24 protein-coding genes are annotated in these 19,696 nt (G+C 72.0%); 15 read left to right on the top strand and 9 right to left on the bottom strand.

Going from position 1 to position 19,696, the window contains the following annotated elements:
- The first annotated feature begins 3 nt into the window (after positions 1 to 3).
- Positions 4 to 546 carry a class IV adenylate cyclase gene (locus ACN28F_RS09375; protein ID WP_421357485.1) on the top strand — a complete coding sequence of 181 codons (543 nt, stop codon included), beginning with the start codon at positions 4 to 6 and terminating at the stop codon, positions 544 to 546.
- Positions 547 to 940: 394 nt separating this feature from the next.
- Positions 941 to 1,255, top strand: coding sequence for a response regulator transcription factor (locus ACN28F_RS09370; RefSeq protein WP_421357484.1), 315 nt, complete (start codon positions 941 to 943; stop codon positions 1,253 to 1,255).
- Positions 1,256 to 1,267: 12 nt separating this feature from the next.
- Here the strand turns inward: ACN28F_RS09370 and ACN28F_RS09365 are convergent, their stop codons facing one another.
- Both ACN28F_RS09365 and ACN28F_RS09360 read right to left on the bottom strand, forming a co-directional pair.
- On the bottom strand, positions 1,268 to 1,696 hold the full coding sequence (locus tag ACN28F_RS09365) for a MerR family transcriptional regulator (RefSeq protein WP_421357483.1): 429 nt from the start codon (positions 1,694 to 1,696) through the stop codon (positions 1,268 to 1,270).
- Between the two features lie 25 nt (positions 1,697 to 1,721).
- Positions 1,722 to 2,750, bottom strand: coding sequence for an MDR family NADP-dependent oxidoreductase (locus tag ACN28F_RS09360; protein WP_421357482.1), 1,029 nt, complete (start codon positions 2,748 to 2,750; stop codon positions 1,722 to 1,724).
- Positions 2,751 to 2,927: 177 nt separating this feature from the next.
- Here ACN28F_RS09360 and ACN28F_RS09355 point away from each other — a divergent pair, with 177 nt between their 5' ends.
- Positions 2,928 to 4,550 carry an L-lactate permease gene (locus ACN28F_RS09355; RefSeq protein ID WP_421357481.1) on the top strand — a complete coding sequence of 541 codons (1,623 nt, stop codon included), beginning with the start codon at positions 2,928 to 2,930 and terminating at the stop codon, positions 4,548 to 4,550.
- Positions 4,551 to 4,565: 15 nt separating this feature from the next.
- Here ACN28F_RS09355 and ACN28F_RS09350 read toward each other — a convergent pair whose 3' ends face one another.
- Positions 4,566 to 5,174 carry an MOSC domain-containing protein gene (locus tag ACN28F_RS09350; RefSeq protein WP_421357480.1) on the bottom strand — a complete coding sequence of 203 codons (609 nt, stop codon included), beginning with the start codon at positions 5,172 to 5,174 and terminating at the stop codon, positions 4,566 to 4,568.
- Positions 5,175 to 5,351: 177 nt separating this feature from the next.
- Here ACN28F_RS09350 and ACN28F_RS09345 point away from each other — a divergent pair, with 177 nt between their 5' ends.
- Both ACN28F_RS09345 and ACN28F_RS09340 read left to right on the top strand, forming a co-directional pair.
- Entirely contained in the window at positions 5,352 to 5,939 is a 588-nt protein-coding gene (locus ACN28F_RS09345) for a redoxin domain-containing protein (protein ID WP_421357479.1), read from the top strand.
- Positions 5,940 to 6,791, top strand: a complete 852-nt coding sequence (locus ACN28F_RS09340; RefSeq protein ID WP_421357478.1) for a cytochrome c biogenesis CcdA family protein — start codon at positions 5,940 to 5,942, stop codon at positions 6,789 to 6,791.
- 32 nt (positions 6,792 to 6,823) lie between these two features.
- On the opposite strand, the gene ACN28F_RS09335 is transcribed toward ACN28F_RS09340, so the two are convergent.
- Positions 6,824 to 7,201, bottom strand: a complete 378-nt coding sequence (locus ACN28F_RS09335; protein ID WP_289211091.1) for a MerR family transcriptional regulator — start codon at positions 7,199 to 7,201, stop codon at positions 6,824 to 6,826.
- A gap of 60 nt (positions 7,202 to 7,261) precedes the next feature.
- Here ACN28F_RS09335 and ACN28F_RS09330 point away from each other — a divergent pair, with 60 nt between their 5' ends.
- Complete coding sequence (locus ACN28F_RS09330) at positions 7,262 to 7,951, top strand: SDR family oxidoreductase (RefSeq protein ID WP_289207637.1); 690 nt, start codon at positions 7,262 to 7,264, stop codon at positions 7,949 to 7,951.
- 71 nt (positions 7,952 to 8,022) lie between these two features.
- Here ACN28F_RS09330 and ACN28F_RS09325 read toward each other — a convergent pair whose 3' ends face one another.
- Both ACN28F_RS09325 and ACN28F_RS09320 read right to left on the bottom strand, forming a co-directional pair.
- On the bottom strand, positions 8,023 to 8,646 hold the full coding sequence (locus ACN28F_RS09325) for a hypothetical protein (protein ID WP_421357477.1): 624 nt from the start codon (positions 8,644 to 8,646) through the stop codon (positions 8,023 to 8,025).
- Between the two features lie 39 nt (positions 8,647 to 8,685).
- The gene (locus tag ACN28F_RS09320; RefSeq protein ID WP_421357476.1) at positions 8,686 to 9,342 is read right to left on the bottom strand and encodes a hypothetical protein; all 657 of its coding nucleotides are present in this window, start codon (positions 9,340 to 9,342) and stop codon (positions 8,686 to 8,688) included.
- A 233-nt stretch (positions 9,343 to 9,575) separates the two neighbouring features.
- Between ACN28F_RS09320 and ACN28F_RS09315 the strand changes: the two genes are divergently transcribed.
- Positions 9,576 to 10,565, top strand: a complete 990-nt coding sequence (locus ACN28F_RS09315; RefSeq protein WP_421357475.1) for a DUF6745 domain-containing protein — start codon at positions 9,576 to 9,578, stop codon at positions 10,563 to 10,565.
- Between the two features lie 96 nt (positions 10,566 to 10,661).
- On the opposite strand, the gene ACN28F_RS09310 is transcribed toward ACN28F_RS09315, so the two are convergent.
- Positions 10,662 to 11,312 (bottom strand): DUF4360 domain-containing protein, encoded by a 651-nt coding sequence (locus ACN28F_RS09310; protein WP_421357474.1) that lies wholly within the window; start codon positions 11,310 to 11,312, stop codon positions 10,662 to 10,664.
- A gap of 466 nt (positions 11,313 to 11,778) precedes the next feature.
- Here ACN28F_RS09310 and ACN28F_RS09305 point away from each other — a divergent pair, with 466 nt between their 5' ends.
- Positions 11,779 to 12,426, top strand: coding sequence for a DUF4360 domain-containing protein (locus ACN28F_RS09305; protein ID WP_289207632.1), 648 nt, complete (start codon positions 11,779 to 11,781; stop codon positions 12,424 to 12,426).
- Between the two features lie 60 nt (positions 12,427 to 12,486).
- On the opposite strand, the gene ACN28F_RS09300 is transcribed toward ACN28F_RS09305, so the two are convergent.
- Positions 12,487 to 13,239 (bottom strand): hypothetical protein, encoded by a 753-nt coding sequence (locus ACN28F_RS09300; protein ID WP_421357473.1) that lies wholly within the window; start codon positions 13,237 to 13,239, stop codon positions 12,487 to 12,489.
- Positions 13,240 to 13,500: 261 nt separating this feature from the next.
- On the opposite strand from ACN28F_RS09300, the gene ACN28F_RS09295 reads away from it, so the two are divergent.
- From ACN28F_RS09295 to ACN28F_RS09265, 7 genes are all read left to right on the top strand, one after another.
- A complete protein-coding gene (locus ACN28F_RS09295; protein WP_289207630.1) occupies positions 13,501 to 14,019 on the top strand; it encodes a zinc ribbon domain-containing protein in 519 nt (172 codons plus the stop codon).
- A gap of 176 nt (positions 14,020 to 14,195) precedes the next feature.
- A complete protein-coding gene (locus ACN28F_RS09290) occupies positions 14,196 to 14,450 on the top strand; it encodes a hypothetical protein (RefSeq protein ID WP_289207629.1) in 255 nt (84 codons plus the stop codon).
- Entirely contained in the window at positions 14,434 to 15,060 is a 627-nt protein-coding gene (locus tag ACN28F_RS09285) for a GOLPH3/VPS74 family protein (RefSeq protein ID WP_289207628.1), read from the top strand. Before ACN28F_RS09290 ends, ACN28F_RS09285 begins: the two co-directional genes overlap by 17 nt.
- An 83-nt stretch (positions 15,061 to 15,143) precedes the next feature.
- The gene (locus tag ACN28F_RS09280; RefSeq protein WP_421357472.1) at positions 15,144 to 15,776 is read left to right on the top strand and encodes a GNAT family N-acetyltransferase; all 633 of its coding nucleotides are present in this window, start codon (positions 15,144 to 15,146) and stop codon (positions 15,774 to 15,776) included.
- Between the two features lie 126 nt (positions 15,777 to 15,902).
- Positions 15,903 to 16,619, top strand: a complete 717-nt coding sequence (locus ACN28F_RS09275; protein WP_289207626.1) for a YcnI family protein — start codon at positions 15,903 to 15,905, stop codon at positions 16,617 to 16,619.
- 2 nt (positions 16,620 to 16,621) lie between these two features.
- Positions 16,622 to 18,481 (top strand): copper resistance CopC/CopD family protein, encoded by a 1,860-nt coding sequence (locus ACN28F_RS09270; protein WP_421357471.1) that lies wholly within the window; start codon positions 16,622 to 16,624, stop codon positions 18,479 to 18,481.
- Positions 18,478 to 19,227: a DUF1775 domain-containing protein gene (locus ACN28F_RS09265; protein ID WP_421357470.1), complete on the top strand. Its 750-nt coding sequence runs from the start codon at positions 18,478 to 18,480 to the stop codon at positions 19,225 to 19,227. Before ACN28F_RS09270 ends, ACN28F_RS09265 begins: the two co-directional genes overlap by 4 nt.
- A gap of 202 nt (positions 19,228 to 19,429) precedes the next feature.
- On the opposite strand, the gene ACN28F_RS09260 is transcribed toward ACN28F_RS09265, so the two are convergent.
- Entirely contained in the window at positions 19,430 to 19,651 is a 222-nt protein-coding gene (locus ACN28F_RS09260) for a hypothetical protein (RefSeq protein WP_289207623.1), read from the bottom strand.
- Between the last annotated feature and the right edge of the window lie 45 nt (positions 19,652 to 19,696).

Below are 19,696 nucleotides of genomic sequence, written 5' to 3'. Positions count from 1 at the left end.
GCGGTGCGCGAGGTCGAGGTCAAGTACCGCGTCCAGGACCGGGAAGCGTTGCTCGTCGCGCTCACCGCGCGCGGCATCGAGCCGGGTCCGCCGATCGTGCAGGACGATCAGGCGTACGCGCCGCAAAGCTGGTCGTACGGTGACAGCAAGTTCGGCGTCCCCTTCGTACGGTTGCGGACCGTCGGCGGCCGACACACCTTCACCCTCAAGCGTCCCGCCGACAACGCGCTGGCTTGTGACGAGTACGAGACGATCGTGGCCGACCGCGAACAGATGCACGCCGCGATCCTGGCGATGGGCTTCCGCCCGACCGTGCGGATCGCGAAAGTACGCCGTACCGCCGAATTGCCCGACGGCGTGCTGTGCGTCGACGACGTCGCCGGCCTCGGCACCTTCCTTGAGCTGGAACGCATCGTCAGTGACGGCGTGCCCGGCGAGGCGGTGCAGGCCGAGCTGGCCGCGTTCGTCGCCGCACTCGGCGTCGCGGCGTCCCGCACCGACGAGACGTACGACTCGCTGGTCCGCGTGGCCCTCGCCTCAGCCTGACCGCTGGGCCGCAGTTGGCTCAGATCCTTGCGCTGCTCGGTCTGCCGGAAAGTCGACCTGCACGGTATTCCTGTGTGGAATAATTATTCACACAGGAATATTGCTCTACCGCACTACCGGTCCGCCGGGGGCCGGGGGCTGTTGCGACGAGGCTCCCCCAACCTGCAGGCTCAAGCTCTGCGGCGCGGCCGGCTGCGCAGGCCCAGCGGGAGAGCTTGCGGTACGCCGACACCGCCTCGGACCGGGCATCGGCCTGGCAGCTCCTGATGAGTTGGGGCGCCAGGCCGACCAGTTCGACGCCCACAGCGGCACCGCGCCAGCGGCGGAGCTGTCGTAGACGACGAGGTTGCCGTCGGTCTGCATCAGCAGGCCGAACCGGCCGTCGGGGGAGAGGATGTACTGGCCTGCGTACATGGTGGTCGCCGCCACCCGCGAGATCACCTCGGACGACTTCGCCGCCCGACCGGAGCCGTCGATCGGCGTGCCCGGCCGGCTGTCCGCGCTGACCGGGCGGGAACGCGACGTGCTCGTCCTGGTCGCCGCCCACGGCCTGTCGAATGCGGAGATCGCCCGTCGGCTGCTGGTCGGGGAGGCCACGGTCAAGACCCACCTGGGCCGGATGCTGATCAAGCTGGGGCTGCGCGACCGGGCCCAGGCGGTCGCGTTGGCCTACCAGAGCGGGCTCGTCGCGCCCGGCTCCGCGTCGTAGCGTGCCTGCGCCTCACCTCGAAGTCGGCTGAGTGCCGACGCCGCCGACGTCGCCTGCCGGGACGTCGGTGAGCTGCGCATGACAGACGGACAGCAGCTGGCGGAGTTGAATCAGCCGGGCGATCTGCCGGTCGATGACCTCCAGTCGTCGGCCGAAGGTCTCGGCCGCCTCCGGAATCCGGACGTGCGCCGGCAGGATGTGCTGAGGCAACGTGTCGCCGTCGAGCAGGTGCAGCCGGTCGCTGAGCGCCGCGATGTCCTCGACGGTGAGGCCGAGCGACAGCGTCTCCCGGATGATCCGGACCCGGGCGACGTCGGCGGGGCCGTACGTCCGCTGCCCGGTGCGGGTGCGCGACGGCGGCGGCAGCAGCCCGCGTTGCTCGTAGAAGCGCAGCGCCCGTGGCGTCGTCCCCGCCGCTGCCGCCGCGTCCCCGATCCGCATTCCTACTCCCGATGCTCCAGCTCCACTATGACGGCACCAGCTCCACTATGACGGCACCGATGTGCCGACCTTCAGCGACTTGCTGGAACGCCTCCGGTGCCCGGTCGATTCCGGGCAGCCGCACATGCGGGAACTGGATGCGGCCGTCGCGCAGCCAGCCGCCGAACCGCTCGGTCCATTCGCCGAGCATGTCAGGATGGTCGGCGGCGTTGAAACCGTGCAGGTGGATCCGTTTGAGCACGACCGGCACCAGGTCGAGCTCGACCGGGGCGCTGATGCCCAGACCTTCGGCGGCCAACTGCGCGGAGAGCGCCCCGATGAGGACGAACCGGGCGTGCGGACGGGCTACGGCCACGGCTGCCTGGAGTTGTTCGCCGCCGACGGTGTCGAGCAGCACGTCGATGCCGTCCGGCGCGGCGTCGGCGAGCTGCTTCGCGACAGGTCCCGCGCCGCGCACGACCACGGCGTCGTACCCGAGGTCGGCGGTCAGCCGGTCGGCCTTCTCCGTCGAACCGGTGGTGCCGATGACCCGGCCCGCGCCCAGGAGCCGGGCGATCTGACCCGCGAGCGACCCGACGGCACCGGCCGCGCCGGTGACCAGGACGGTGTCGCCCGGGCGTACGTCGACGGCCCGGGTCAGTGCGCCGTACGCCGTCCAGCCCTGCGACAGGTGTGCGACGGGGTCCGCGAGGGAGTTCCCCAGTGGCCGGCATCGGTCGACGGGCACCGTCGCGTACTCGCGCCAACCGAGGTCGTGCCCGACGAGGTCGCCCGGGGCGAACCCGCTGCCGTCGGGGGCGGTGACGACCTCGCCGATCGCCGGCCCCGGCAGCGGCTCGCCGGGACGCACCCCGGGCAACCCCGCCGCCGCAGCGCCGATCATGGTCCGCAGCAGCGCGGCGAACACCAGGAAGGCGCGGTTGCGGACGAGGATTTCGCCCGGTCCGGGGCGTGGTGTCGGGGCCTGCGCGACGGTGAAGTGTTCGGGTCGGGGCAGTCCGTCCGGGACGGCGGCGAGCCGCACCTCCCGGTGAGTCAAGGGTGTCGAGGGCATGACGCGACCGTAGACCTTGACCCGCGCGTCAGGGTCAAGCGAAGTCCCGGGGTCGCAGCCGCGGCGCTGCCCACGACTGCGCAATTTCTGCGGGGACGCGCAGTGATCGATCGGAGACAATGAGCAAGATCGCGTACGGCATCGAGCCGGGCGACGTCCTGCTCACCGGAGGCGTGCGTGTACCGGCCGACCCTGGACCCCCTGGCCGGCTCGTTGGCGTGGAGCGCCCTCGTCGCCGCACTGCCGATCGTCACACTGTTTCTGCTGCTCGGCGTGTTCCGGGTCCGGGCCTGGCTGGCCGCGCTCGGCGCCCTCGCCGTCGCCCTGGGGGTGTCGATCCTGGCGTACGCGATGCCGACCGGGCAGGCGCTGCTGACCGCCGGCCAGGGGGCGACCTTCGCGCTGTTCCCGCTGGTATGGACGTTCGGCACCGCGATCTGGATCTACCGGATGACCGTGACGAGCGGACACTTCGACGTGCTCCGGCGCTCGTTCGCCCGGGTCAGCGACGACCAGCGGGTGCAGGCGATGGTGATCGCGTTCTGCTTCGGCTCGGTCCTGGAAGGGTTGGCCGGGCAGGGCACCCCGGTCGCGATCACCACGGTGATGCTGCTGGCGTTGGGTTTCGGTCCGATGAAGGCGGCCACCGTCGCGCTGGTGGCCAACACCGTGCCGGCCGCGTTCGGGCCGCTCGGCCTGCCGATCACCACCCTGGCCGGAGTCACCGACCTGCCGGCGGACACGCTGGGCGCGATGGCCGGGCGTCAGGTGCCGGTCATCGCCCTGTTCATTCCGCTGCTGCTCGTCTTCATGGTCGACGGTCGCCGAGGGCTGCGGCGGACCTGGCACATCGCCGTCATCTGCGGGCTGTCGTTCGCGCTGGCCCAGTTCCTCACCTCGAACTACTTCTCGGTGGCCCTGGCCGACATCGTCGCCGGCCTGGTCAGCGCCGTCGTCGTGGCCGTCACCGCACGCAGTTGGCCGCCCCGGCGTACCGATGACGACGCGACGCGCGCCGACCAGCCGGACGCCGTCGAGGAGCGCGTCGACCAGCCGGACGTCCCGGCCGAGGTCTGGCGGGCGTACGCCCCGTACCTGGTGATCGTGGCGATCTTCGGTCTGTCGCAGGTGCCCGTGGTCTCCGGTGCGCTCAACGCGGTCACCATCCTGTTCGACTGGCCGGGTCTGCACCTGCTGACCGTCTCCGGCGAACCGTCGTCGTTGCCGGTCTTCCGGTTCAACTGGCTCTCCTCGACCGGCACCCTGCTGATCGCCGCCGGCCTGATCACGATGGTGATCCTGCGGATCACCCCGCGCGCCGCGATCGTCGCGTACGGCCAGACGCTGGCGTCGCTGCGGTGGGCGATCCTCACCGTCTGCGGGCTGCTGGCGTTGGCGTTCGTGATGAACGGCAGCGGGCAGACCGCCACCCTGGGCACCTGGATGGCCGGCGCCGGCGGCCTGTTCGCCCTGCTCTCACCGGTCCTCGGCTGGCTGGGGGTGGCGCTCACCGGCTCGGACACCTCATCGAACTCGCTGTTCGGCGCGCTGCAGGTAACCGCCGCGCAGCGCGCCGGCCTGGACCCGGTGCTGCTCGCCGCCGCCAACGCCTCCGGCGGCGTCATCGGGAAGATGATCTCGTTGCAGAACCTGACGATCGCGGCGAGCGCGGTCGGGCTTAGCGGCCGGGAAGGTGACCTGTTCCGCCGGATGTTCGGCTGGAGCGTGGTGCTGATCTGCGCGATGGCGTTGCTGGTCGGCCTGCAGTCGACCCCGGTGCTGAGCTGGATGGTGCCCTGACGGCGACCTCGCCGGTCAGGGCCGGTCGGCGTCGGCCGGGCCGAGCACCCGGATCGGGTCGCCCGGCCGGATGACCCCGGCGACGACGACCCGCGTGTACAGGCCACGCAGCCGGGCCTGGCGACCCTCCTCGCTCCAGACCAGTTTGTGCGCGTCCCGCCCGTAGCGGTGGGCGAACTTCGCACACCCGTTGTGCGGCTCGGCCGTCACCTCGATGACCGCCTCGTCGCCCACCGCCAGTCGGGTGCCCGGCGGCAGCGCGTCGGTGTGCAGTTCGAGGTCGGCGAAGAGCTGATCGCCAGCCAGCGCCCAGTCCTGCGGGTCGTCACCGGCGATCAGCCGGACGAAGCGGGAGTTCATGACGGTGAGTTGCCGGCCCGGGTGGGCCGACCCGTCCTGCGTCGCCGAGCTGCCCCGCGCCGCCCAGCAGTCGCCGACCAGGCCGGCGGTGACGTCGAGGGTGCCCTCGGCCAGCACCTCCCGCTCGTCGACGGCCGGCCGGCGGACCACCAGGTCCAGGGTGCCGGCGTCGCGGGGGGACCGGGCCACCTCGGCGAGGCCGGCGGTCAGCTCGGCGGTGGACAGTTGGCGGGGTGCCATGGTGTGTGCCCTGGCCTGCTCCATGCCCGTCAGTGTCCCAGAGCATGCCCGTACCGTCGATGGGGTTTCCCGGCCGCCGGTGTGCGCGGACCGGACCCGGACTCGGACCCGGACCGGACTCGGACCCGGACCGGACTACCGTGCCGCATCCGGGGTCGGGGAGGATGTCAGTCGCAGCCCCTATCTGCCCAGGAGGCACGGATGGACGTACGGCACCGGATCGCCGCCCTCGTCGCGGTCGTCGCGCTGTCGTTGACCGGCTGCGGCGACGCGGCCGACGACGCCCCGGACGACCCGTCGCCGGCCGCCGCAACGCCCGCCACCGGCGGTACGGCGGACGACCCGACGACGTCGCAGGAGCCGGCCACCTCGGACCAGCCGGCCGCCGAGAGCCACGACTTCACCGCGCGGACCCTCGACGGGGCCACGTTCGACGGACGCAGCCTGGCCGGCAAGCCGGCGGTCCTGTGGTTCTGGGCACCCTGGTGCACCACCTGCCTCGGTCAGGCCGACCGGGTGAACGCCCTCGCCGCCGACTACGGCGACCGCGCCACCGTGCTCGGCGTCGCCGGACTCGACGGCGAACCGGCGATGCGCGACTTCGTCGCGCTGGCGAAGCTGGCCGGGTTCGCGCAGCTCTCCGACGAGCAGGGTGTCGTGTGGAAGAAGTTCGGCATCACCGCGCAGAGCACCTTCGTGGTCCTCGACGCCGCCGGTGAGGTCGTCGACCGGGGGCATGTCGACGTCGACGAACTGCCGGGCACCCTCGACCGACTGCTGGCGGACTGAGTGACCGACGCGCCGCTGGCCCTGGCTCTGGCGGCGGGGATGCTCGCGGCGGTCAACCCGTGCGGGTTCGCGCTGCTGCCGGCGTACCTGTCGTTTCTCGTCGTCGGTGACGGCAAGGCCGGCACCGGCCGGGACGCCGCCATCGGTCGGGCCCTGGCCGCGACCGCCGCGATGACCATCGGGTTCGTCGCCGTCTTCGGCGTGTTCGGTCTGGTCGTGGCCCCGGTGGCCGGCGCGGTGCAGCGGCAGCTGCCCTGGCTGACCATCGGCATGGGCGCGCTGCTCGTCGTGCTGGGTGTCATGGTGCTGCTCGGTCGGCAGCTGCCCGGACTCGGCGCCGTCGTGTCCCGGGCCCCGGGCAGCGGCACGTCCACACTGTCCATGGTGGTGTTCGGGATGGCGTACGCGGGGGCCTCGCTGTCCTGCACGATCGCGCCGTTCCTGGCGATCGTGGTGACCAGCCTGCGGGCCGGGTCGGTCACCTCCGGCGTGGCGCTGTTCGTCACCTACGCCGCGGGGATGGGCCTGACCGTCGCGGTCGCCGCCGTCGCCGTGGCGCTGGCCCGCGACGGACTGCTGCGCCGGCTCCGCCGCGCCGGCCCGCTGCTGTCGCGCGTCGGTGGGGCGCTGCTCGTCGTCGCCGGCGGCTACGTCGCCTGGTACGGCTGGTACGAGATCCGGGTGCTGGACGGTGCCGACCCCGGCGATCCGGTCATCGACGGCGCTGCGGTGGTCCAGCGGTCGCTGGCCGACCTGCTCGACCGGGCGGGCCCGGTGACCCTGGTCGGGGTGCTGGTCCTGCTGCTCGTCGTCGCCGGACTGGGCTGGCGGGCCAAGCGCCGCAAACGGTAGGCCACCGGCGGCCCGGTCGGCCGTCGGCCGGTTCAGTCCGCTGGCCCCGGCTGGTAGACACAGCCGCTGGCCGGGTGCGCGGCGGCGGCGATCACCTCGTCGAGCCGGCGTCGGGCCGCGGTCAGCTCGGCGATCCGCGCGTCGATGCGGTCGCGTTCGGCGGCCAGCCGGGCCCGCGACTGCGGCGTGTTGACCTTGGCGTCGACGCAGGGCATCAGGTCGGCGATGGTACGGCTGGACAGGGCCGCCGCGTACAGCCGCTGGATGAGCCGGACCCGCTCGACGGCCGACTCCGGATAGTGGCGCTGACCTGCCGGACTGCGCTGCGCGACCAGCAGGCCCTGCTCCTCGTAGTAGCGCAACGCCCGCGTGCTCACCCCGGCCCGCTCAGCCAGCTCGCCGATCCGCACAGTGGTCTGCCTCACAATCCTTTGCCTCTGACGTCAACGTCAGGTTTTAGCGTAGCCGGCATGCAGATCTCTGGAGCAACCGCCCTGGTCACCGGGGCGAACCGTGGTATCGGTCGACATTTCGCCGCCCAGCTGCTCGAACGCGGCGCCGCAACGGTGTACGCCACTGCCCGTCGCCCCGAGTCCGTCGACCTGCCCGGCGTGCGGGTGCTGCGGCTGGACATCACCGACCCCGACTCGGTGGCCGCCGCCGCGCAGGCCGCCGGGGACGTCAATTTGCTGATCAACAACGCTGGGATCTCCACCGGTGCGGACCTCGTCGGCGGCGACCTCGACCTGGTCCGCCGGGAGATGGACACCCACTTCTGGGGCACCCTCGCCATGATCCGGGCCTTCGCCCCTCAACTGGCCGGCGGCGCGATCCTGAACGTGCTGTCGGCACTGTCTTGGAGCGCCTACCCGGGTGCCGGCGGCTACGCGGCGGCGAAGGCGGCCCAGTGGAACCTCACCAACGCCGTCCGGCTGGAGCTGGCCGCGCAGCGGACCCAGGTCACCGGACTGCTGATGGCCGCCGTCGACACCGACATGATGGCTGGGTACGACGTACCGAAAAGCGACCCGGCGGTGATCGCGAAGGCAGCCCTCGACGGACTGGAGGCCGGCCAGTGGGAGATCCTCGCCGATGCGGCGGCCGGTGCGGTCAAGGCGTCGCTCGCCACCGACCCCCGCGAGTTCTACCGCCTGGCGTGACAACCGCCTGGCGTGACAACCGGCCGGCGTGACACCGGTCGGTCAGCCGGGCACGCGCGGGGTCGGCAGGGTCAGCAGTGGAACTCGCCGGCGTCGAACACGGCCCGTAGCACGTCGGTGGGCGCGACCAGGATCTTGCCGAACGCGTCCTGGGACACGGTGAAACCGATCCCCGACGCACTGTCGCTGACCACGTAGTTCTCCGCGTACGGGTTGTTGGCGGCGGTGTGCCGGACAAGCCGCACCCCGTACGCCTGGCGCAGCGCCGCCGCGGTGCTCCCGACGCCGATACCGTCGGCGGTGGACAGCGGACGGTCCTGGACGAGGATCATCGCGGCGGTGCCGTCCACAGCGGTGTGCACCACCACCCCGGCCAGTTGCGCGGTGCCGACCAGCCGGTCCGGGCAGGCCTCGCCGGGCTCGGTGCCGAGGCTGCCGTCGCCGGCCAGCTCGGCGACACTGGCGCCGAGGCGCAGCGGACCGATCCCCTCCGGTGTGATCAGCAGCTCCTCGTCCGCCGGGCCGGCGTCGCCGCCCGCCGTCGGTTCGGTCGCCCCGTCGATGCCCCCGGTCGGCGCCGCAGACCCGCCCGGCGGCGTCGGATCCGGCCGGTTCCACAGCCAGACCGTGCCGACGACGAGGAGGGCGAGCACGACGGCCGATCCGATGACGACCCGGTTCCTGGTACGGCGCATCAGCGTTTCCTCCTCATTGGAATTTCCCGTCGCGCCATGTCAGGGTCCTCTCCTGCCGGTGGCGACGAGCAGGCGGCCACCGTCCTGGGTCACCTGCCCGGCCGCGAGGCCGGTCTCGGAGTGCAGGACGCCGAAGGTCGCCGGGCCGGTGAACCCGAGTACGTCGAAGTCCAGGAACCCGCCGCTGCCGCAGCGGCGACCGAACACCAGATCCTGCTCCCCGCCACCGCGCACCGTGACCGGTGTCAGCAGTATCTCGCACGCGGTGGTGTCCAGCGCTGTGACGAAGACCTGTTCCCACCTGTCGGCGGTGCAGCCGAGCACGAGCAGCCGGGTCTGCTGCGGCTGCCCGGGCTCGACGTCGGCCGGTGACAGGGCGACCGCGACGTGCTCACCGGCGGCGAGCGTCGAGTCGAACGTCAGGGAGGCGGTGACCGTGGCGCCGGCGTCGACCGCGACGGCCTGCTCGACGGGCGGACAGGCCGGTGCCGCGCCGGACTGCGGTACCTCGGTCGTCGCTGTCACGGCCGGACCATCGCCGGTGCCGGTGCCGGTGCCGGTGCCGGTGCCGGTCGCGGTCGTCGACGCGTCGTCGAGGCTCTGCCACAGCCACCACCCTCCGACGGTGGCCAGCGCGGCGGCGACGGCCGCACCGGGTAGTAGCCAACGACGCGTGGACCCGGAGCTTTCCGCCACGACCCCTCGTTCACCTGCGGCAACGCCAACGCTCGGCCACGCTACCGGCCGGGCCCGCAGCCAGGGATCGGCTGGTCAGCGGTACGCGGTGACCGACTCGCCGGATGCCACCGGTCGGGTGGCCGGCACGGGTGCCTGGTTGCGCGGGGTGCCTGGTTGCGCGCGGGATCGCGATACGTCACCATTGCCGACATGATTTCTTCCCACTGGAAGGGCGGTTTCGCCCTCGCGCGATGACCGCGCCGACGCGGCGTGACGCCGCCGGCACCATCTCCACCATCTCTGTCGGCTCCACCACCTCCACCACCTCTGCCGGCTACGCCGAGCGGGCTCTCGCCCGGTGGTGGGCGGCCGAACCGATCCGGCGCGAGTGGCTCGACCACGGGCTCGACACCGCGCCGGCCGACCGGCCCGCCACAGAGGACATCGTGGCCCGCCTCTACGCCCGGCGCCGCCGTCAGCGCCCCCGATTCCGCTGGGTCGACTCACCACACGAGGCGTTGTCACTGGTGGCTGGACTGCCCACACACGACATGCTGCACCGCTGGGTCACCGGTCGACCGCCGCCGGGCGTACCGCCGCTGGTCAGCGACCTCGTCGCAGGGTGGTCCCGGCTGCGCACCGCGCTGGACGACGGTGCCGGCCATCCTGATCTGACTCCGCCACCGCAGTCGCGTGGCCGGTCGGGCGGCCGGGGCGGCGGTCGTCGGTCGGCCGACCGACGGGCCGATGCCGGCGGTGCGGACCCGCCGGGGACCCGCTGGCCGGTGCTGCCGCCGGCCGAGGCGTTCGCCGCAGGTGTCCCGCTGCGGGTCGTGCTGCGCCAGGGAATCTGTGCGGCGTTGCGGGTCAGTCTCGTCGACGGCTTCGTCCTGCCGGTCCGCGCGGCACTCGCGGCCTCGGGTCGGCCGGTGCCCAGTGCCTGGTACGGGCAGCAGGACGCGTACTGGGTCGCGTACTACGACGCGCTGCGTCGGCTCGGCCTGGCCCACTACCGCCGGGCCGACGAGGCGCAGCTCGACGAGTGGGCGACGCTGGCCCGTCAGGCCGGCTGGTGGTGGCCGGGGGAGCGGACCTGTGTGCTCGTCGACCGGCCGGTGGTGCTCCGTACCGACCCGGTGCCGGGCGGTTGGCACGACGAGCGCCGCCTGGCGCGCGACGGTGCGGCACCGATCAGGTATCGCGACGGGTGGTCTCCGTCGTTGCGGGCGGTGCCGGGCTGACCGACATGCGACGGGCGCGGGCAGGTGTCCCGCCCGCGCCCGTCGCGCATGTCATGCCGATCGGTCGACGGTGTCAGTGTCTGGTCGGCCTGCGGTTCAGCACCGCTCCCATTTGAGGTTGAACAGGGTGTCGACGTCACCCTCGGTGGTCGTCATCGACATGCTGGCGACCGTGGTGGCGGTGCCGGCCTCGACCCGCAGCTCGGTGTTGATGTTGAGTACCCGCTGCTGGCCACAGGGCAGGTAGTAGAGCACCGGGGCGACGTCCTCGGTGGACCAGTAGCTGTTGTACGGACCACCGAACGTCGCCTCGGTGCGGCTGCTCTCCGACGAGCCCTGCCAGTAGTAGTGGGTGCGCTGGCGGCCGGTCGCGCCGGCGGGGATCCGGGCGCGACCCCGGTAGTCGGCGGTGGCGACCGCGAAGGTCCAGCCGGCCGGCACCTTGACCAGGACACCCAGCTGGCAGTTCTTCCGGCTGGCGGTCGTGTCGACGCCCCGTCCGGCGCTGGCGACGAAGTCGAAGTAGCGGATCCGGAACCCGGACTTGTCAGGGTTGGCGACGACGACGGCGGTCCCTGGGGCGCAGCCGGAGCCGTTGGCGGCCAGCACCTCGACGGTGATGTCGCTGTCCGGCGTGTGGGGGGTCGTGACGGGTGCCGCGTGGGCCGGCGTGGCCAGGGACAGCGCGAGAGCCGCGCCGAGCGCGGCGAGGAACCCGTGTCTCGTGCCGACGAGGACTTTCTTCATTCCGTTCCTCTCGGTTGCAATTGGTGTTCGAGGATGCGCACGTGCTTCGTCGCCGAGCTGGCGGGTGCCGCTCGCAGACCGTACTGTGGATCAAGAATTGATTGTTGGGACCTTGTCCGGGGGTGTTCTGCGCAAGATGGTAGCGATGCCATGGGAGCCGCGCAAGCATCAGCATAAGTCGATATCCGATTAATCTTGGCTGGCCTCTGACCTGGGAATCTGTTCGGTCAGGATCATGTCGGATGTTGGTCTGGTGACCGACTGCTCTCGGTCGGCTGCTGGCCTGTTCTGTAGTGTTTTGCAACTATCTGACCGTTTTTCTTGCGGTGCTCGAAGGTGCCGTAACCCGTCGAACTCCCGCAATTTATCAGCCGATCTCCTTTGCCAAATTTGTGTTGACATCCGTCTATGCCCATCAGTAGCTTGTCCGGCATGTAGCGCCGTTTCCTGCATCGGAGGAGGTTTCATGCGTAAACTGCTGACGCGTGGCGGTGTGGTGCTTGCACTACTCGCCTCGTCACTGGTCGTGGGGGCGCCCGCGTCCGCCCGGGGTGTCATGGACAATCCGCCCCCCGACCAGGTCGTCATCGACCTGGTCGCGATGGCCGGTTCCGGCTGCCGGCCGGGCACCGCTGATGTGGCGGTATCGCCGGACAACACCGCCTTCACCACGATCTACAGCGACTACCTGGTCCAGGCCGGACCCGGCATCTCCGTCACCGACGGACGCCGCAACTGCCAGCTCAACGTGCTGGTCCACGCCCCGGCCGGCTACACCTTCGCCATCGTCAAGGTGGATTACCGAGGGTACGGCCTGCTCAACCGGGGCGCTGTCGCGTCGCAACGGGCCAACTACTACTTCCAGGGCATGACCCAGAGCACGTTCAGCAACCACCCGATCGCCGCACCGCTGGACGACAACTGGATGGTCACCGACGAGGTCCCGATCGCCTCGGTGGTCTGGCACCCCTGCGGTGAGAAGCGCAACCTCAACATCAACACCGAACTGCGGCTGAGCCGGGGCTCGTCGTCGGGGACCAGCTTCCTGACGATGGACTCGACCGACGGCAGCATCGAGACCATGTACCACCTCGCCTGGCAACCCTGCCCGTGACGCCGTAGCGCGTACCGACCCGAGGGTGACCGGTCCGTCGACCGGTCACCCTCGCCGTGCTCAGAGCCCGACCCCGGCGGTACGCGGCTCCGAGCCCATCGTGTGCAGCCAGTGCACCGCCTCGTGCGCCCCGGGGCAGGACGCAGCGGAAAACGCCCGGGCCAGGGCGACCATCTCGGCACCCGGCAGCATGGTGCCGTCGCGGCTGCGCAGCGGCAGTGTCACGGTGCCGTCCGGTCCGACGACGGTGATCGTGGGAGTGCGCGGAGCTACCGGCGCGGAGCGTCGCCCAGGTGCGGCCGACCGCCGTCGCGACGGCGCGGAACGGCTCGGGCCCGCCGCAGCGGTGCCGGTTCCCGCTGGCTCAGCCGACGCCGGTGTCGCGCTGTCCCGTGCGGTGGCGTCCGCTGCGGTGGCGTCCGTCGCGGTGGCGTCCGTCGCGGTGGCGTCCGCTGCGGTGGCGGTCGGGTCGGGTGCGGTCCGCAGGGTGACCGACTCGGCCACCGTCAGGTCCACTGTGCGGCTGACGAGCCCTCGGACGGTTAGCCGGGTGCCAGCCAGCCAGGCGCCGGTACGGGCGGTGCGGGCGATCGGCAGCCCCATCACCGTCGCCGCGCCGGCGGCGAGCCCGCCACCGACGAGCATCGGCGCGATGGTGCCCGTACCGTCCCCGGCCATCGCGCCGAGGACCCCACCACCGACGCAGGACGCCATCACCGCAAGGGCACCCAGCACCGAGAACATCGCCAGCCTGGTCGGTTTGCTGGTCGGGTACCCGATGGAGAGTTCGAGACCGTCGCGCCCATGATCCATGCCGCCGATCGTGCCACTGTCGATCAAGGCCGGACGCGGTCGGGTGGCGGTGGCCGGCGAGACGGTGACGGGGAGGGAACCCGCCGGCCACCGGGATCACCCGCGCGTGGCGTGGGAGATGCAGCTTATCCGATGTCCGCACGCGTCGGTGTCCACCGCAGCGCCGACCGTCCTCGGTGGGACGGCGGAACCGGGTCCGCCGTTTGGCGGTTATCGATGCCGGTCCGTGCGAGAGGTGTGGTGATCGGCGGGTGAACCCGCATGTATTTCGGGTTTTCAAACTTTCGTTGCGGTTTCATCGGCGCGTTAAGCATTGCACCACTGTGGGTGCCCTGGCAGACTCGATCTGCATCCGCCGATGGTGGCTGCCTGATGGTGATCCAGGGTGAGGAGTTGGCGATGGCCCCAAGCCGTGGCGCGCGCCGTGAGATCACTGACGGTGCCGAGTTGAATGATGTTCGGGTCGTTGCGCCCAATGTGTCCCTTGGTAGTTTGCGATCTCCGCTGTCCGGGCTGCTCTACTGTGCAACTTGCGAACGGCAAATGATCGTGATGTCCAGGCTGAACGGTCGGGCCTACGGTGCCCCGTGCGGCTGCCGGCTCAGCCCGGTCGACGCGCTCACCGTCGAGCGACTCGTCTTCAACGCCGTCGAAGCGCGCCACCCGGAGCTCCTCGCCGGCTCAACCTCGCTTGATCCGTCCAGCGTGTTTCGAGAGGTGCTGGCCGAGGTCAGGATAGGCGGAGCCGTGGATGAACTGGAATTCATCTGGTCCACGTGACCTTGCCCGTCAAGCGCTCTCCCCCGACAGACATCGCCGAAATCACACTCCATCCGGATCGGCTGAGCCGACCGGACGATCCCGTCCGCGACACGGGATCGACGATTCGGGCTGGACAAATTCAAATGAAATATGATGCTGAAATCTCATGTGTCCCGGATCCGCCGCCAGGAACCGTGCTCCGGTTCGCCGTCAGCGAGTGGCGCTACGGCCTGGGTACCGTGGTGGGGGAGCCGTTCGAACTGCTGATCACCAAGGTGCGGACCACCTCGGCAGCCAGTTACGACGGCCAGTGGGTCTGGGTCGACGGCCACCATCTGGACTGCCGCCCCGACCACCAGCCGTGCCAGCAGGCGCTGGTCAGCGTCGCCGCCCTCCGGTGCGCCGCGTTGCCCGGCGAGCAGGTGGTGGACGGTGCTGCTCGCCGATGAGTTCTTCCTGCTCGCCCACCACGACATCACCGGCCGGGCCCGGCTGCACCCGCGAGCGGTCGGGCTGGGCCTGGCCAGTGCGGTCCTCGCCGAACTCGTCACCGTAGGAGCGGCGGCGGTCGACGCCGGCCAGCTCTGGGTGGTCAACCCGGACGCGCCGGCCGATGCCCTGGGCCGATCCGCACTGCGGCTGCTGCTCGACGAACCGGAGCACACCGCGGTGCGGACCTGGCTGACCGTACTGTCCGAACGGGCCCCCACCCACGTCGCGCAGCGCCTCGCCGCCGCCGGAGTGGTCCGCGCCGAGCAGAGCCGCCGGTTGCTGCGCAGCCGCACCGTCTACGTACCGATGGACATGAACACCGCCGCCTGGCCATGGGCCCGGCTGTCGATGCGGCTACGCCGGGGTGAACCACTCACCGAACCGGACCTGTTCCTCGCCGGTCTGTCGGTCGAGACCGGCCTGGACACCTACCTGCTCGACGGCGCCCAACCCGAGGTGCGCCGACACCTCGCCGGCCTGCTGGGCAACCTGCGCCCGGACCTGCGCGGTCTGCTGCGCCACACCGGGGCGGCAGTAGGCAACGCGGTCATGTCCGGCCGCGCCTGACCGGCTCCACCGGCCCCCGCATCAGCGATCCGAGACCCGCATCAGCGATCCGAGATCCGCCTCACCTGTCTGGAGTGTGCCCGATGAACGCCACCATGCCCGCACCGACCGTCCGCGACGCCACACCCGACGACATCCCACAGGCGGCGACGCTGCTCACCGAGGCGTTCCTGATCGCACCGGTGTCCCAGTGGCTCGTCACCGACATCGACGCCCGGGTCACCACGTTCCGGACGCTGTTCACCCTCGAACTGGAACACGCCCTCGACGCCGGGGCCACGGTGCACATCGCCGGGCCGCTGAGCGCTGTGGCGATCTGGTACCACCGGGAGCAGCCGGTGCCGTCCGGCCAGGTCACCGTCCACCAACGGCGGATGCTGCTCGCCGCCGGGATCTGGCAGCACCGGGTCGCCGCGCTGGACACCCTGCTCGAACGGCACCGGCCCCAGACGCCGCACCACTACCTCGCGTACCTCGGGGTCACCCCGTGGCTGCAGGGGCGGGGTATCGGCAGCGCGCTGCTGTGTCACCAGCACCGGCTCCTGGACACGGCGGCCGAACCGGCGTACCTGGAAGCCACCACGCCCCGCAACCGGGGCCTCTACCAACGCCAGGGCTACGTCGCCACCGAGCCGATCCTGCTGCCTGACGGCCCGTCGATGTGGCCGATGTGGCGCGCACCCCGTCGCGGGGACGATCGGCCCGCTCCGCAGTGACCTCCGACCCTGGCGAAAATCCCGGCAACTGTCGGGAACCAGCCGGTACGGGCGGCCGACCAATGCACCGAGCCCCTTTGCGCCCACGGCACCTGGGCGTCCGCACACTGAGAGGTAGCCCGTCCAATGCACCCCACCCTTCGTCATGTCGCGCGCCTCGGTGCCGTCGCCGCCCTCGCCGGCGGCGCGGTGCTGCTCGCCGGCGCACCGGCGGCCGCCCACGTCACCGTCACCCCGACGGTGACCACCGCCGACTCCTACACCGTGCTGACCGTGTCGGTGCCGCACGGCTGCGACGGCTCGGCGACCACCAAGGTCGCCATCCAGATCCCCGAGCTGATCAACGCGGTGACGCCGACGATCAACCAGGGCTGGACCGTGGAGAAGGTGATGGCCGACCTCGACCCGCCGGTGACCGACAGCCACGGCAACGAACTGACCCAGCGGGTGGCCGAGATCGTCTACACCGCCAAGACCCCACTGCCCGAAGGGCACCGGGACGTCTTCGAGCTGTCCCTGAAGCTGCCCGACGCCGCCGGTGAGCGCCTGGTCTTTCCGTCGATCCAGACCTGCGAGCAGGGCGAGACGGCGTGGGCCCAGGTGCCGGCCGAGGGCGAGGACGGCGAGGACCTGGAGCACCCGGCACCCTGGTTCATGATCACCGCTGCCGAGGAGGCGCCGGCCGCCGACGGCGACGACACCGTTCCGGCCGCGCTCACCACCACGGACTCCGCCACTGACAGCGGTCCCACCTCACTGCTCGGCTGGATCGGCCTGATCCTCGGCCTGCTCGGGTTCATCGCCGGCGCCCTCGCCCTGCACCGGACGAGGAAGGCAGCCTAGCTGTGCCATCGCGTCACCGGCTGCGCCCACCGGCGCAGCCGGTCCGTGGCACGTCGCGTGGTGCACGTCCGGCACAGCGACGGTCCCGTTCCCGGCGGGCGGGTCTCCTGGCCGTACCGGGGATGCTGCTCGGAGTGGTGCTCGCCCTGGCCGGTGCCAGCCCGGCCGCCGCGCATGCCACCCTGCTCAGCCACGACCCGGCCGACGGCGCGCTGCTCGCCGAGGCGCCGTCGACGGTCACCCTCACCTTCGACGAGCCGGTCACCCTGCGCCCCGGCGGGGTGCAGGTGCTCGACGCGGCCGGCACCACCGTGGACGCCGCCGCCCGCTCCGTCGACCGCACCGTCGTCATCGACCTGCCCGCCGCGATGGCCGACGGGACGTACGTGGTCAGCTGGCGGGTCGTCTCGGCCGACAGTCACCCGGTGGCCGGTGGGTTCAGCTTCGCGATCGGCGCACCCTCCACCGGCAGCGTCGTCATCCCGGTCAGTACGCCGGACACCGCCCTGCAGGTGCTGCGGCCCGTCACCGAGGCGGTGGTCTATCTCGGGGTGCTCGGCAGCGCCGGACTGGCCGTCTTCGCGCTGCTGTTCCTGCCGGGCCGCCCGGCCCCGCGCCGGACGATCCAGCTGCTCGGTGTCGCCGCGCTGGCCGCGCTGGTGGTGATGCCGCCGGTCACCGCCGCCTGGCAGGACGCCGCCGACGTGGGCGCGCTGGCCACCGTCGCCGCCTGGCGCACCGGGTACGGCGCCGACCTGGGCCTGTCCGCCGTTCTCGCCGGCATCGGGGTGGCCGTGGTCCTCGCCGGCACCGACCTGCTCACCCGGGTCAGCGGTGGGCGACGACGCGCCGTCGCGACGGCGGTCTTCGCCGGGGCCGGCCTGGCCCTCGGCGCGTTGCTGATCGTCGGACACACCCGCAGTTTCGGCCCCGCCTGGCTGGTGCTCGGCAGCGACCTGCTGCACCTGGCGACCGCCGCGGTCTGGCTCGGCGGCATCCTGGGCCTGGCCCACCTGCTGTCCCGGCGGGCCGCACCGCCGTCCGGTCCGGACGCCGGGTCCGACGCCAGGCCGGACGCCGGGTCCGACGCCGGGTCCGACGCCAGGCCGGACTCCGGATCCGACGCGCCACCGGCCGCCGAGCGGGCCGCCGTGGTGGCTGCCTTTTCCCAGGTCGCCGCCGTGCTGGTGGCACTGCTCGGGGTCGCCGGGGTGCTGCTCGGCTGGCGGATCGTCGGCTCCTGGTCGACCCTGTTCGGCACCGCGTACGGGTTGGCGCTGCTGGCCAAGGTGGCGGCCGTCGCGGTGCTGATCGGGATCGCCGCATGGAACCGGTACCGGTTGGTGCCCCGTACCACCCGGCCGGGCAGCGAGGCCGCCGCGCTGGGCGCGCTGCGTCGCACCGTACGGGTCGAAGCGGTGCTGCTGGTCGCGGTGCTCGCCGTGACCGGCGTACTGGTGACCCGGGACCCCACCGCGCCACCGGCCGACACCGACCCGACCAGCTCGGCCGACGGCACCTCGGCGGAGGGTGCCGAGCTGGCGGTCGACGCCGAGGCGGCACTCGGCGACGGCCAGGTACGGATCCGGATCACCCCGGGGGCCACCGGGATCAACGCACTGGAGGTGGCGTTGTTCGACGCGGCCGGGCAGCCGCTGGAACCGGTGGCACTGCCCACGGTCACCGTCAGCCTGCCGGAGTACGACCTTGGTCCGCTGGACCGCCGGCTGTCCCAGGTCGGCACCGGTCGCTACGAGGCGATCGCGGACTTTCCGCTGCCCGGTGCCTGGGAGGTCGAGATCAACGCCCGGACCTCCCGGTTCGACAGCCCGATCGCGACGATTCCGGTGGAGATCCGGTGAGTACCTTCCGCACCCGGGCGGTGCGAGTGCTGGCCGGGTCGACGCTCGGTCTGGTCGCCCTCGGGCTGGCCAACCTCGGGGTGGCGACGCCGGCCCTGGCCCACACCCAGCTGGCCGGGGCTGCGCCCAACGGCGCCGGCGCGACGACGCTGACCTTCACCTTCGACCACGGCTGCGCCAACGCCGACACCACCGAGCTGACCGTCGAGATGCCCGACGGCGCGATCGTCGGCACCGCCGTCGGACAGCCGGACGGCTGGACCGCCGAGGTCACGCCCCGGCAGGTCACCTGGACGGGTCCGCCGATCGGCGACGAGCAGATCGCGGCCGGCGTCGCCGAGTTCGCCGTACTGGTCCGGTTGACCGGCACGGTCGGGCAGACGTTCTGGTTCCCGGCGGTGCAGCGCTGCGCCGACGGCGACAGCTACGACTGGGCGGACACCCGGGCCGACGCCGAGCGCCCCGCTCCCTCGCTGATCGCCACGAACGCGGTGCTGGCACCGGCACCGCCGATCGATGAGGGGGCCGCGTCGGAGCGGTCCGGCGGGGCGAGCCTGCCGCAGGCGTTGACCGCCGCCGCGCTGCTGGTGGTCGTCGCCGGCCTGCTCGGTCACCGCTGGACCCGGACCGACGCAGTGTCGGTCGTCACGCCGGATGCCGGCGCGGACGTCGCCGTCGGCCCCGGCGTGGGTTCCGGCGAGGGTCCCGGTGCGGGTGCCGGTCGCCCCCCGCCGGCCGGGACCTGACCGGAGGGCGGGCGACCGGCACCCGGCGCGTCGGAGGAAGGTTCAGCAGGGTCCGGCGTCCGGTGGCCGGTGGTCAGCTCCAGCGCCCACCGGGCCTGCCAGCAGGGGTACGGCACCAGCAGACCCCACCAGGCCAGACAGCCCTGGCAGCAGCCGTCGGGACCGGACACGTGGACCCGGACGATTTCGGTTGCCCGGTCGGTCATCGCGGCCAGTGGCCCCGGTTGATCGGCACCCGGTGCAGGACGCGACAGGGTAGTTCGGCCCCGCACCGGCAGGTCCGCCGCCAGTGTCGCCACGACCACTGCGGGCGGTGCCGGCGGGCCAGTGTCGCCGCGACGGCGAAGAGATACTCGTCGTACGAGACCACGTTCACTCCCTTCACGACGGTGGGCGCGACGAACCGACGGTACGGGCGCGGCACGACAGCCGGGGTGCGACGCCGGGGGCTCTCCACTGACACCCGACG

Origin of the sequence: Solwaraspora sp. WMMA2101 (assembly GCF_049179175.1) — a bacterium.
Taxonomy (GTDB): Bacteria; Actinomycetota; Actinomycetes; order Mycobacteriales; family Micromonosporaceae; genus Micromonospora_E.
The sequence above is the reverse complement of the archived record's forward strand: the minus strand, read 5'-3'. Positions and strand labels throughout refer to the sequence as shown.